Origin of the sequence: Lentibacillus sediminis, from assembly GCF_002763455.1 — a bacterium.
Taxonomy (GTDB): Bacteria; Bacillota; Bacilli; order Bacillales; family Amphibacillaceae; genus Lentibacillus_D; species Lentibacillus_D sediminis_A.
The window spans coordinates 239,198-252,524 of the sequence record NZ_NIXK01000003.1 but is presented as its reverse complement, the minus strand read 5'-3'; the positions used below and the strand labels follow the sequence as shown (position 1 = coordinate 252,524).

Annotated in this window: 13 protein-coding genes; 3 read left to right on the top strand and 10 right to left on the bottom strand. The window is 46.9% G+C overall.

Annotated elements, in window-relative coordinates; genetic code table 11:
• Nucleotides 1–45 precede the first annotated feature (45 nt).
• The gene (pepF, locus tag CEG13_RS08410) at nucleotides 46–1,860 is read left to right on the top strand and encodes an oligoendopeptidase F (RefSeq protein WP_100011422.1); all 1,815 of its coding nucleotides are present in this window, start codon (nucleotides 46–48) and stop codon (nucleotides 1,858–1,860) included.
• A gap of 60 nt (nucleotides 1,861–1,920) precedes the next feature.
• Here pepF and hemY read toward each other — a convergent pair whose 3' ends face one another.
• The 4 genes from hemY to CEG13_RS08390 form a co-directional block, all read right to left on the bottom strand.
• Nucleotides 1,921–3,327 (bottom strand): protoporphyrinogen oxidase, encoded by a 1,407-nt coding sequence (gene hemY, locus CEG13_RS08405; protein ID WP_100011421.1) that lies wholly within the window; start codon nucleotides 3,325–3,327, stop codon nucleotides 1,921–1,923.
• Nucleotides 3,327–4,262, bottom strand: a complete 936-nt coding sequence (gene hemH, locus CEG13_RS08400) for a ferrochelatase (protein ID WP_100011420.1) — start codon at nucleotides 4,260–4,262, stop codon at nucleotides 3,327–3,329. The genes hemY and hemH overlap by 1 nt, the downstream gene beginning before the upstream one ends.
• Before the next feature lie 39 nt (nucleotides 4,263–4,301).
• Entirely contained in the window at nucleotides 4,302–5,336 is a 1,035-nt protein-coding gene (hemE, locus tag CEG13_RS08395) for a uroporphyrinogen decarboxylase (RefSeq protein ID WP_100011536.1), read from the bottom strand.
• Nucleotides 5,337–5,436: 100 nt separating this feature from the next.
• Nucleotides 5,437–7,608 (bottom strand): transglycosylase domain-containing protein, encoded by a 2,172-nt coding sequence (locus CEG13_RS08390; RefSeq protein ID WP_100011419.1) that lies wholly within the window; start codon nucleotides 7,606–7,608, stop codon nucleotides 5,437–5,439.
• A 167-nt stretch (nucleotides 7,609–7,775) separates the two neighbouring features.
• Between CEG13_RS08390 and CEG13_RS08385 the strand changes: the two genes are divergently transcribed.
• Complete coding sequence (locus tag CEG13_RS08385; RefSeq protein WP_100011418.1) at nucleotides 7,776–8,276, top strand: antibiotic biosynthesis monooxygenase family protein; 501 nt, start codon at nucleotides 7,776–7,778, stop codon at nucleotides 8,274–8,276.
• Nucleotides 8,277–8,333: 57 nt separating this feature from the next.
• Here CEG13_RS08385 and CEG13_RS08380 read toward each other — a convergent pair whose 3' ends face one another.
• From CEG13_RS08380 to CEG13_RS08355, 6 genes are all read right to left on the bottom strand, one after another.
• The gene (locus CEG13_RS08380) at nucleotides 8,334–8,816 is read right to left on the bottom strand and encodes a thioredoxin family protein (RefSeq protein ID WP_100011417.1); all 483 of its coding nucleotides are present in this window, start codon (nucleotides 8,814–8,816) and stop codon (nucleotides 8,334–8,336) included.
• Nucleotides 8,817–8,819: 3 nt separating this feature from the next.
• Nucleotides 8,820–9,254, bottom strand: coding sequence for a disulfide oxidoreductase (locus CEG13_RS08375; RefSeq protein ID WP_100011416.1), 435 nt, complete (start codon nucleotides 9,252–9,254; stop codon nucleotides 8,820–8,822).
• Nucleotides 9,255–9,369: 115 nt separating this feature from the next.
• Nucleotides 9,370–10,002 carry a response regulator transcription factor gene (locus CEG13_RS08370; protein ID WP_100011415.1) on the bottom strand — a complete coding sequence of 211 codons (633 nt, stop codon included), beginning with the start codon at nucleotides 10,000–10,002 and terminating at the stop codon, nucleotides 9,370–9,372.
• Between the two features lie 164 nt (nucleotides 10,003–10,166).
• Nucleotides 10,167–11,204 (bottom strand): sensor histidine kinase, encoded by a 1,038-nt coding sequence (locus tag CEG13_RS08365; protein ID WP_100011414.1) that lies wholly within the window; start codon nucleotides 11,202–11,204, stop codon nucleotides 10,167–10,169.
• Between the two features lie 18 nt (nucleotides 11,205–11,222).
• Nucleotides 11,223–11,978 (bottom strand): cell wall-active antibiotics response protein LiaF, encoded by a 756-nt coding sequence (liaF, locus tag CEG13_RS08360; protein ID WP_100011413.1) that lies wholly within the window; start codon nucleotides 11,976–11,978, stop codon nucleotides 11,223–11,225.
• 77 nt (nucleotides 11,979–12,055) lie between these two features.
• Nucleotides 12,056–12,703: a phosphatase PAP2 family protein gene (locus tag CEG13_RS08355; protein WP_100011412.1), complete on the bottom strand. Its 648-nt coding sequence runs from the start codon at nucleotides 12,701–12,703 to the stop codon at nucleotides 12,056–12,058.
• A 108-nt stretch (nucleotides 12,704–12,811) separates the two neighbouring features.
• Between CEG13_RS08355 and CEG13_RS08350 the strand changes: the two genes are divergently transcribed.
• Nucleotides 12,812–13,249, top strand: coding sequence for a ferritin-like domain-containing protein (locus CEG13_RS08350; RefSeq protein ID WP_100011411.1), 438 nt, complete (start codon nucleotides 12,812–12,814; stop codon nucleotides 13,247–13,249).
• Nucleotides 13,250–13,327 lie beyond the last annotated feature (78 nt).

The window sequence follows — 13,327 nt, the reverse complement described above, 5'->3', positions numbered from 1 at the left end:
TATAATTATTTAGTGTATCGAAATAGTTTGGAAAGGGGAATGGATATGACAACGACTCAAACAACACGATGGGAGCGTCAGGAGGTTCCTGTGGAGCAGACATGGGATCTGAGCGACTTATTTTCCTCTCATGAAGCATGGGAAAAAGAACTGACGCAGGTTCAGGAAGATATCACAGAGGTAACCCAATATAAAGGCAGCCTCACTTCAAGTGCCAGCAATCTGTTAAGCGGATTGAAAGCACAGGAGAATTTCCAGAAGCGGGTAATCCGGGTTGCCGTTTATGCCAATCTAAAGAGCAGTGCTGACGGGACAGATGCGGATAATCAGCGCGATTCCGCCAGAGTGGCTGCAGCAACAGCTGCAATCAGTGCCAAACTCTCATTTATCCAGTCGGAATTGCTGGAGCTTTCAACGGAAACAATTGAAAAATATATTCAGGAAGAGCCCGAGCTGAAGACGTATAAAAAACCGCTGGAGGATGTTCTGGAGGAAAAACCCTTTACGCTCGCACCGGAGATTGAAGAAACACTGGCTGCACTGAGTGAAGTACATAATGCCCCGCATATGATCTATCAGCGCAGCAAATCGTCAGACATGGAATTTGACTCCATTAAAGACGATGCCGGAAACGAACACCCAATGTCGGCGGCATTATACGAGGACCGCTATGAATTTGCCGAAGATACAACATTGCGCCGGGCTGCCTATGATTCGTTTATCAACACATTGAATCAGTATAAGAATACAATTGCCGCCAATTATGCTACAGAGGTGACCAAACAGGTAACCATGTCCCGGCTGCGCGGCTATGAATCTGTCACAGATATGCTTCTGCAGCCACAGCAAGTGAATCAGGACATGTACCATAATCAGTTGGATGTTATTCAAAAAGAATTGGCATCGCATATGCAGCGCTTTGCCAAATTGAAAAAGGAAAAACTGAGCTTGGACGAGCTGCACTTTTCCGATTTAAAAGCACCGCTCGATCCGGAATTCAATCCGAAAACAAGCTATGAAGAAGCATCGGAGACGATTTTGGAAGCGTTGAAAGTAATGGGACCGGAATACCTGGAGATCATGAAACATGGCATTAACGACCGCTGGGTGGACCGCTCAGACAATGTCGGCAAAGCGACCGGAGCTTTTTGTGCCAGCCCTTATGGCGTCCATCCGTATATCCTGATTACCTGGACAGATACGATGCGTGGCGCTTTCGTTCTTGCTCATGAATTGGGCCATGCAGGGCATCTATACCTGGCCGGGGAAAATCAGACGCTTGCCAACACGCGGCCGTCTACCTATTTCATTGAAGCGCCATCTACTTTGAACGAAATGCTGCTTGCCAATCATTTGCTGTCAAAAACCGATGATAAGCGGATGAAGCGCTGGGTAATTACACAGCTGCTCGGGACGTACTATCATAATTTTGTCACCCACTTGCTGGAAGGAGAATACCAGCGCCGTGTCTATAACCTTGCAGAAAATGGCACGCCGCTTACAGCAAATGTCTTGTCTGAGCAAAAACTGGAAGCACTGGAAAATTTCTGGGGAGATGCGGTCAAACTGGATGAAGGTGCTGGTCTGACCTGGATGCGCCAGCAGCACTATTACATGGGGCTTTACCCATACACCTATTCTGCTGGCCTGACGGTTTCTACCGCGATGGCACAGAAAATCCAGACAGAGGGACAGCCTGCAGTGGATCGCTGGCTGGAAGTCCTGAAAGCCGGCGGTACCATGAAGCCGCTTGATTTGATCAAGCATGCCGGAGTGGATATGTCCAAACCGGATGCTATTAAAGAAGCAGTGGCATATGTCGGTTCTCTCGTGGATGAGCTGGAAAAGAGTTATGAGTAAGAAATAAAAAAAACAGCCGGTGGCGTCTCCTCCGGCTGTTTTTGTGTTCATTATAATTTGTTATGCATTATCCAAATAACCCAATACGTCACTAACCGCCTTCTCCCCCTGTTCAATACAATCCGGGATGCCGACACCGTCAAATGAACTTCCGGTTGCAAACACGCCTGGAAGCTGCTCGAGCATATCTCCCCTTACCGCTTCAAGCCGGCGCATGTGGCCGACGGTATATTGCGGACGGGCATCTTTCCAGCGTGTCACGACACTGAATTCGGGCTGTGCCGTTAATTTCATGGTCTTCTGCAAATCATCCAGCACCAGCTTGGTGAGCTCCTCATCCGGTAAATCAACGACGGCCTCATCACCAGGTCTGCCCACATAGGAACGCAAAAGTGCTTTTCCCTCCGGTGCCGTGTTAGGCCACTTTTTATGTGTCCAAGTGCATGCGGTAATCCGGTAATTACTGCTTCGGGATACCAGAAAACCGGTGCCGTCAATATCTTTCTTTATTGCCGACTCGTCAAATGCCAGCACTACATTCGCCGTGGATGTTGCCGGAACACGCTGAAACGCCTTAAAAAAATCATACTGGCTGAAGATTTTAGGCAAAGTAAAATGCGGTGTCGCCATCACCACAGCATCCGCTCGGTATACCTCGCCATTGCTAAACAGCACATGATAGCCGTGTTCCTTTTTTTCTACATGATCAACCGCTGTATCTAACATGATCGTTCCCGGTTCCAGTGCCTCTTCCAGCCGATTGATCAGGGTCCCCAATCCTCCCTTAAAGGAGAAAAATGCCCCGGTTGACTGCCCCTTTTTTGCAGGCGGGTCAGGAATAGTTTTCCGCAAACCTTTCATCACACTGCCATATGTCTGCTCGAGCTCATGAAAGACGGGATAGGTTGCTTCCAGACTCATTTCGTTTATGTCTCCCGAATGAATGCCGGAGAGCAATGGTTCGATTTGATTTACAACAAGCTGATTGCCGAATCGCCGGCGGAAAAACGAACCAAGTGACTGATCCTCTTCCTGTTTCCCCCTTGGCAAGACGAGATCGGCAAGCGCACGGACTTTTCCTTTCGGAGAAATCAGTTTGGATGACAGCAATGGTCTAACCTTTTTAGGCACACCCATATAGGTGCCTTTAGGCATTTTATGCAGCTTATTTTTCACCAGCATATACGACTGGCCTGTTGCGTTGCGGATAATTTTATCCTGCAGCCCCAGTTCCTCTGTCAGCTTCATCGCCGGTTTCTTTCTTGCCAAAAGGGAGTCCGGCCCCTGCTCAATGGTAAAACCTTCGCGGTGCAGTGTTTTTATCTTCCCGCCGACCCTGTCACTGGCTTCAACCAATTTCACCTGATACGGGAGCTGGTGCCGCTTGATTTCCTTCTGTAAATAATAGGCGGCGGATAAACCCGTAATTCCGCCGCCTGCAATCAGGATATTTTTCTGCTCTGCCATTACGCATCACTTTTTGTTTTATTTAATACGACTTTTGCCAGGGTATCGATGAACAAAGGATCCGTGTTCGGCATCTCCGGACGATGGTAATTAGCCCCCAGTTCGTCACAGACTACTTTACACTCGTAATCATTGTCGTAAAGGACTTCCAGATGGTCGGCAATAAAACCGACTGGTGCATAGATGAACGAACGGTAGCCTTTTTGTTCATACAGATCACGGGTCAAGTCCTGCACGTCCGGGCCAAGCCATGGATCCGGGGTGTTCCCTTCACTTTGCCAGCCGATTTCATAGTTGTTAATCAATGTTTTCTCTACAATCAGTCTTGCTGTTTCGGCAAGCTGCTCCGGATAAGGATCGCCATCTTGCAGAATTTTCTCCGGCAAACTGTGAGCGGAAACGATTAATACAGCTTCTTCCTGCTCTTCCTGTGTCATGCCTTGGAAAATACGGTTGATCCCATTTGCCCAGAATTTAATAAAGCCCTCTTCGTCATACCAGCTTTCCACCGATTGGATAGAAATGCTGTGTTTCTCTGCAGCTTCATTCGCCCGGCCATTATAGGCTTTCACGCTGAATGTGGAGTAATGCGGTGCAAGCACGATGGAAATCGCCTGCTCGATGCCATCCTTCGCCATTTCCTCGACTGCATCCTCGATAAATGGTTCAATATGTTTCAGGCCGATATATGCCTTAAATTCATAGTCGTCCTGCTGAGCATTTAAGTTTGCCTCAAGCGTTTGTGCCTGCTGCTCGGTGATCTTTGCGAGCGGGGAAATGCCGCCGATCGCTTTATAACGGTCTTTCAAATCCTGCAGTGCATCTTCCGCTGGCTTTCTTCCATGGCGGATATGCGTGTAATACCGTTCAATATCCGCCTCCTGATATGGCGTTCCATATGCCATTACGAGTAGTCCCATTTTTTGTTTTGCCATTATGTCTACACCTCTTCGAAAAAATCTGTTGTTCCATAATTACTTTCCAGTATACCCATGAATGTACTCGGTCAGTTTCTTCAGAGTGGCCGGCTGAATGTCCGGTGTCACGCCATGACCGAGATTGAATACATGGCGGCCATCTTCCAGACCGTCATTTAAGATCATTTTTGTTCTGCGCTCGGCGATTTCCCAATCTGCCAGCAAAATTGCCGGATCCAGATTTCCCTGGAGCACTTTGGTGACACCCATCTCTCTGGCCTCGCTGATTGTTGTACGCCAATCCAGGCCGATCACGTCCACCGGCAGATCATTCCATTCCATAAGCAGATGTCGCGCTCCGACACCGAACACAATCAAGGGAACCTGATGCTGTCTTAGCTCCGAAAAAACCCGTGTCATCACTGGTTTGATGAACACCCGATAATCTGCTGCATTCATGGCGCCAACCCAGGAATCAAAAATTTGAATCACCTTGGCTCCTGCTTCAATCTGCGCTTCCGCATAAGTGATGATCATATCTGCCAGCTTATCCATCAACAGAAACCAGCTTTCCGGCTGCTGATACATAAAGGCTTTTGTTTTTCCGTGATCCTTGGACGGGCCGCCTTCAATCATATAGCTTGCCAGTGTAAATGGAGCCCCGCTGAAGCCGATCAGCGGCACGTTCAGCTGTTCTTCTGTCAAAAGGCGGATCGTGTCCAGCACATAGGGAACATCTGCCTGTGGATTAATCGAACCAAGCTTTTCCACATCCTGGTAGTTCGCCACGGGATTATGTATCACCGGGCCGATTCCGGGTTTAATTTCTACATCCACCCCCATAGCCGGCATTGGCGACATGATATCTTTATAAAGAATAGCCGCATCTACCCCATAGTTTTCCACCGGCAGCCTGGTGACATAAGCACATAATTCCGGCTGATGGGTGATTTCAAATAAACTGTATTTTTCCTTCAGCTTGCGGTACTCCGGCTGGGAGCGACCGGCCTGGCGCATGTACCAGGCGGGCGTATAATCGGTTTTTTCGCCGTTATACGCTCTGAGAATCGTGTCATTGAACGTGTTTGTCATGTTAGTCATCCTTTTTCCTCCATTAATTACTATAGCCGTTTCTGTTTCTACTGTATAGAAATGCACGGTGATTGTCATGAAATTGCCTTGAATCAGGCCGTCAGCCCGACAGACGCACCGTGTTCGAACGTTCACCCTCCAGTTTAGTGAGCGGGTCATATGGCACAACATAATAGCCGCCTGAATTCAGCAGATCCAGTGTACCAATTTCAAATGTCGTCTGGCCTTCCACCTCGCCGATCCGCTCATCGACGCCTTCTTTTTCGCGGTAAATCCGATAAGCAACCCGGTCGTCCTCCGATCCATCCCACGTTAGCTCGCCCTTGATAAGGGTGAATCCTCCAAACGTGTATCTGCCTTCCAGATTGGTAATTTGCGGCAGATCAATTGGTTCCGGCAAGTCTTCCACATGCTCCGGTTTAGTAAACTGCTCCGTCAGCGGGCTGCTTTGGTCCATTTCGGATAAAATTGCTTTTGTCAGGCTGGTCGGATAACTGCTTCCACCTGTCAAATAATGATCCGCTCCCGATTGATCAAAGCCCATCCATGCTGCAGCAGTATATTCCGGCGTGTAGCCGACAAACCAGGCATCTTTTATTTCTCCTTCAGCCAATGTATGCTCCGTGGTGCCGGTCTTCCCTGCCAGTGCCTTGCCGTATTCACCTGGCGAAGCTGTTCCGCTTTCCACAGTGCCCTCCAGCATTTCGGTCATATTCCAGGCGGTTTGCGGGCTGAATACTTCAGAGGTTTCTGGTTCTGTCTGGTAAACCTTATCCTCCTCCTGATTATAAATCGCATCAATGGTATAGGACTCCGTAAAGTCTCCACCACGGCCAAATGTCCCGTAGCTCTCCATTAAATTCTGGGGAGATATACCATGGCTTAATCCACCCAGCGCAATGGCCAACCCTTCATCCTCCAGGTTAATATTCATCTTCTCCAGATAATCCTTTGCATAATCAACCCCGATTTGTTCCAGCAGCCATACAGCAGAAGTATTTTTCGACATCTTGATCGCATCATAGATTGTCACCGAGCCGACAGTGTGACCGTCCACATTGGAGACGGTGTAGCCATCATAATCCATTTGCTGATCGGGAATGACTGTGTAAGGCGTATAGGTTTCCTCCTGCATCAGGGCCGGTGCGTAAACAGCAATCGGCTTTATCGTCGATCCCGGCTGTCTGGCCACATCAACCCTGTTCAAATCACCAAGAGAATAGTCCCTCCCGCCAATTGCCGAAACAATTTCACCCGTTTCGTGTCTCATCATAACAAAAGCGCCTTCCACATCCTCCGTACTTCCCGGAAAATATTCATCATGCTGGAATTGCTCATAGGCAGCCTTTTGGGCAGTTTTATCCATGTTGACAACAATCCGGTAGCCTCCGCGCTGCAATTCATCCACAGAAAGCTGATGTGCTTCGGCGGCTTCCTTCATCACCAGATCAATATAGCTATCGGCCCATGGATTCGGTTCCGGCTTATTGAGAGCGAGACCAAGCGTCTTTCCCTCCGCTGCAAGCCGTGTTTCCTCGGATATTTTTCCAGTGTTTTCCATTGCCATCAGCACCGTATTTCTCCGATTCAGTGCCTTCTCGGGATGATTAGTCGGTGAATACCCGTTAGGACCTTTGGCAAGCCCGGCAAGCAATGCACCTTCCGACAGCGTCAGATCGGCAGCCTGCTTGGAAAAAAAGAAATTGGCCGCTTTCTCGATTCCGTAAACACCTTCCCCGAAATAGATCTCATTTAAGTAGAGTTCCAGAATCTCTTCCTTCGTGTGTGTCCGTTCTAAATGAATCGCGGCCAACGCTTCCTTCGCTTTACGCGCCCATGTTTTATCATTGGATAAAAACAAGTTTTTCGCCAGCTGCTGCGTAATCGTACTGCCGCCCTCTACCTTGCTCATTGCCAGGATGTTTTGAAAGGCGGCCCGGGCTACAGACTTGACATCAATCCCCCAATGTTCAAAAAACCTTCTGTCCTCGATAGCAATGAAGGCCTCTTGCACATGGTCGGGAATCTCCTCCAGCAGCACCGGCTCACGATTTTCCGTGTATAATTCGCCGATTACTTCTCCATCCGCCGTTTCAATGGTTGTCGCTGCGTCCAGCACCAGATCGGTTTCATCAGCAACAATTCTGCCGCCGATTAAAACAGCAGCACAAACAGCCGCTCCAATACCCAGCATCACAGCCAGGAGCAGCATCACACGTTTGAATTTGCGAAGGCGATTACGCTCTGGTACATCTATATGATTGTTAAACATAAGTTCACCTCAGTAGGTACCTTGACAGTCCTATTATACGACAATCTTCAACAATCTGAAAGAATATAGTCCATATTAATTAAGAATGATTTTAAACACGCTAAACTTGAGTGCCTGACATGTCTTCATGTACTATGGAAGAAAGAGATGCGAAAGGGGAATCATCAATGAATGCCTATATGACAATTGGAACGCAGGACTTTTTAAAAAAACTGCAGGAGAAGCATGAGGAAATCCCTATTTACCTGATGAACAGTACATCTGGATCACTGGCGTACTATGAAAGCGAGGAAAAGAATATCTTTTCTTCCGGCAAGGCGTACGATATTGTGCTGGAAAGCGGCCAGATGGAAGAAAAAGGCTATGTCGTTATGAATAATATTCCTGTAACGGATGAAGGGAGAAAGCCACTGGAAGAACGTTTCCGGGAACGAAAGGGAACGATTGAACAAACACCCGGTTTCCAGGCATTCCGTTTTTTGCGGCCGCAAAAAGGCAACACCTATGTCGTCCTGACACAATGGGCCTCTGCCAATGACTTTGAAAACTGGAAGAACTCGGATCAGTTTAAAAAGGCTCACAAGGGGCAGCAGAAAGTTAAACCAACCGCCTACTTCCCGGACAAACCATTCGTTACGACGTATCATATGGAGAATCCTGAAGACTAAAAAACCATGCTAAAAGCCAGCCTGTCAGCAAAAGACCGGCTGGCTTTTATAATAAGTCTACTCACTCAATACATACTGTTCAAAGAATGCTTGGAAGTTTTCCATTGGATGTGCTCCGGTGATTCTGGCAACTTCCTCGCCATCTTCATAATGGACGACGGTTGGTGTAGACTCAATTCCGTATGCTGTTCCCGTTTGTGCAAATTCCAACAGATTAAGTTTTACCATATCAACTCCCAGTTCCTCCGTTAAAGGAACAAGATCAGGAGTTGTCTGCTGACAGTAAACACAGGTCGGACTGTAGAAGTAAACAGTCGTCGGCTCACCGCTCTCAATCGTTTCATTCAACTCATCCGGAAGAATCTGATTCTGGTAATTCGGATCATCCAGCTGATCAATTGTGGCTTGCTCCAAATCTGATGTGCCATATGGATTATCAGCATCTGCCACTTGCTGGTTATTTTGATAGCTGGTTACAAAAATTAGCGCTGCAAACAATACGACAATCACGGAACCGAAAATGATCATTTTCTTTTTCATTGATTATTTCCCCTTCTCCTGCTTCAGAATAATAAGCTGCGTAATAAAAATTAGTATAAAAGCCGTGCCCGCAAGAAACGGAATGGTGATGAAACCAAAATAATTCACATACTGCACATTGCACCCAACCCCAGAGCACGCTTCCCCTGCAGCCTGCAGTGCCGGCAGTTTTTGGATCAGATAATGGTAAATGGAGACAAGCATGCCGATACCGCTTAAGAAAAGTCCAGGCAAAGCCACAGCGGTATCCTTTTTGACCGCTGCCACACCGAAAACAACAACTAGCGGATACATGAAAATACGCTGGATCCAGCAAAGGTCACATGGGGTATACCCAAGAACTTCAGAATAATATAAGCTCCCTGCAGTTGCGACGACTGCTACCGCCCATATGAAAAACAGAAGGTTTTCTGTTGTTTTTTGTACTGTTTTTGCCATAGCAGTATGCGTCCCTTCAGGTAGATTTACATATGTATTATACAAGTGTACATGGAAAAAAACAAAGCCAGTGCCTGAAAAACTTTACGCTTGCAACAATTTTGTGAACATCCGGTTAAGACTTCAGCATGTTATTGCGGTGCACATACACCGCCGCCTGTGTCCGATCATGAACCTCCAGCTTAGCTAAAATGCTGCTCACATGCGTTTTCACCGTTTTGATGCCAATATAAAGTTTTTCACTGATTTCCTGATTGGTCAAGCCATTGCCGATGCATAAAAGCACTTCCAGTTCCCGCTGAGTCAATTCCTCATGAAGCTTGGTCTCCCCTGAACGGAAATTAGACATCATTTTCCCTGCCACCTTGGACTCAATCACATTTTCTCCTTTGGCCGCCTTCTTGATTGCCTCGGCTATCTCCTCACCGGAAGATGTTTTCAATATGTAGCTGAACGCGCCTGCCTCGATTGCCGGAAAAACCTGCTCCTCATCATAATAGCTGGTTAAAATAATCACCCGGCAGGCAGGAAATTGCTCCATGATCTGTGCGGTTGCCTCGATGCCGTTGCCGTCTTCCATCATTAAGTCCATTAGTACAACGTCCGGCTTTTGCTCCAGCACCACCCTTGCACCTTCATTCCCGCTGGACGCCTGGGCGATTACCTCTATTCTCTCATCTGTTTCCAAGTAAGCAATAATCCCTTTTCGTACAATCTCATGATCATCCACCACTGCCACCCTGACCATCTGAACTCCCCCTTGTAAAATTGTAATAGGCTGTTTCCTGAAAGGTTCGTGCGTTTATTAGTTCCATTGAAAAGAATTGTTGTTTTCAACACAAAATCTATAAACTGTAACATGTGTGCTCATTGATTTCCGCTGCGGCAGGTCGTGGGGCATTTTCTATCAACCTAACAAGGAATCCGGATATCGATATAGGTACCTTCCTCTTCACTGGAACGAATAGTGAAGGTGCCGCCAAGCTCTTCACTGCGCTCCCGCATCGTTTTAAGTCCGTAAGAAGTCTTCCGCTCCGCATCATTCACCACATCAAACCCTCTTCCATTGTCCCGGACATATAAAAACAGCTCATTGGATCGCTTGGTAAGCTCAATTGTCACTTCGGTTGCATCAGCATGCCGCAGAATATTGGAAAGCGACTCCTGAATAATCCGAAACACATGCTCTTCCACGGTCCTTGACAGCACAAGCTCCTCCGGGGTAGCTAAACGAAAGTCAATTTGGCTTTTTTGCTGCAATTCTTCAATTAAATGAGCCACACCTTGTTTTAATGATTCCCCGGATAAATCGATTGGGCGTAAATGAAGGAGCAGTGCCCGCATTTCCGTCTGTGCTTTCAATGCCGCAGCAGCAACTTCACGGATTTGCGTTTTTGCTTTTTCCGGGTTCCGATCAAGCTGCTTAACCGCTGCTTCTGACATCATCGTCAAGGCGAAAAGCTGCTGGCTGACCGCATCATGCAGGTCCCGCGCCAGCCTCTGCCTTTCTTCAATCACTGCCGCCTTATGTGCCGAACTGGCAAATTCCGCTTTTTCATCAGCCATCCGCTGCAGCGACTTCACCTGTGCCTGCAGCTTCTCTCCAAGCTCATTCAATTCCTTTCCAATACGGCCGATCTCATCACGTTCTTCAAAATGCACACTGGAAAGATAGTTCCCATTGGCAAATTGGGTAATCAACACGGAAATATGATCGAGCCTGACTTTAATATTCCCGGTCGAGGTAAAGCCTGAATAAACAGAAATGATAAACCCGGCCGCAAGCAATAAAACCAGAAAGAAGAAAATCGCTTCTGCTGTGAGCCATGCAGGCTGGAACAGCACATGCACTGATAATGCCAGAGAGAGAATGACCACAGCCATTAAAAACAGGCTGGACAGATGGGAGCGGAGAAACAGGTAGCGAATACTGGAAAATTTCTCTTTCATTGCCTCTGCACGCTCCCTTTAAACCTGATCAAGCCGGACAGAGCCGAATTTCAGGTTGATCATTAAATCTATTTTTCTTACTGCACTGTCATAGCTGGCCGTTTCATAGGCAAGGGAGCGGTTCACCCCATCAACCTCCTGGCCGGCAATATAAATATCTCCCGCTTTAACAGTAGCATAGACGCGGTAATCCACATTATCCGGCATGATGATGTTCACATCACCAGCCAAGGAACTGATCGTAATCGGAATCTCCTTTTCCGGAATAAATGCTTTGGTAAAATCAAAATAATAATCACCCGCCAAAGCATTCACATCCATCGGCTGCACCTGCCAATTTGGTTTGTTGTACTCAAAACTGCCAACAGAAAAAGCAGACCCATCCCGCTGAAAACTATTTCTTTTCTTCTTATGCTTATGCCAGTATTTCCGTTTACCCGAAGAATGACTGAACAGCCGCAGTCCGATATAGACAATCAAGAGCGGCCACAGCTTGATAACATCCCAGAACGAAAATTCAATCAACGCAAACCGATCGAGGATTAAGAGTAAACCGAATATCAGAAAGAATGAGCCAAAAATCCAGCTGCCACCCCTGCCTCTGATATCATCGACCAGCCACTTTAGCCCGATTCCCGCCAGCAGTACCGGGTAAATGTACATCCAAGCTTCCTGCATGTTCAATGATACAACACCGATGTTTTCCAGCAGGAGCACAGCCCCCAAGCTGACTAAAACCAGTGCCAGAATATAGCGAAAAAAACCATGTTTCATTGCTCACTCCCCGCCTTCTGTCTTTCATTATAGCGGAGATAAGCAGGTTTCGAAACAAACTAAAGATTGTTTTTTTCTCAGCCCTGAGACGGAGATCGATAGCGCTGAATCATCCGGTACAAGGAAATCAAACCAACCAGGCAAATAAAACCGATCACATAGCCAGCGACCACATCGGTTAAATAATGAACATTGATGAAGTAACGGCTCATACCGATTAGAAATATCACAATGGCAAAAAACAGCTGAACGAGCAGCACAGCCTTTTCCGAACGTATTCTTTTCGCGATAAAATAAGCAAGCAATCCATAACAGACCATCGAAATCATCGCATGACCGGATGGGAAACTATGCCCCTCTGCGCTGGCCGCTGGCAGCACACTCGGTCTGCTCCTCTCCACCAACTCCTTGATCAAAAGATTGAACAGATGTGTAAACAGGGTCCCTAAAGAAAACATCAGCCCAGGCAGCCAGTCACGCAAAAGTCCCCACAATACAAATGCCATAATGATCGTGAACGGCAGCAAAAACGGCTGGGAGCCAAAATCTGTTACCCAGCGGAAAAACGTGTACACAAAGGTGTCATCCACCTGCTGCACAAACCCTCTCGTCCATTGATCAACAAATGGCACCGTGTCATTTACAATTTTAACGATCCATACGCCGATAATAATGACAATTAGCGCAAATAATAATGGAAGAATATAGTTTCGTCTTGTTCGCATCTTTCTGCAGCCTCCTCTAATTGCATCATTCCCCATCATGTTTCAAAAAAACACAGAAGGGAAAAGTGTCACAGATCCAACAAATTTACGATAAAAGGGGATGCTGGAATGGAAAAAGATTTACAAAATTTAGTTGACGGGTTAAATGAAGATCTCGCACACGAATATGCCGCAGCAATTCAATATACGTATAGTGCCTCGGTGGTTTCCGGCCTGTATCGTTCCGCACTGAAGCCGTTTTTTGAGGCAGAAATTACAGATGAATTGGGCCATGCTTTATACTTATCAGAGAAAATTAAATCACTTGGTGGGGTGCCAACCACAGAATCGGCGAAGGTTCCGCAGCCAGATGATGTCAAAGGGATTTTAGAAGCAGCGAAGCAATCCGAAGCAGATACCATCGAACGTTATGAAAAGCGCAAAAAGCAGGCAGAGGAACTGGGATACACCGAACTGGTTGTGAAACTGGAAGATCTAATTTCCGATGAAACACATCATAAGGAAGAAATTGAACGCCTGCTGGCAGATCCGAGAATTTCATCTTAACCGATAAAAGAACTCCTGAAAGGGAGTTTTTTTATACAGCAAATTTATCGCTTTCAATGATATACTAAAGAGAAAGAG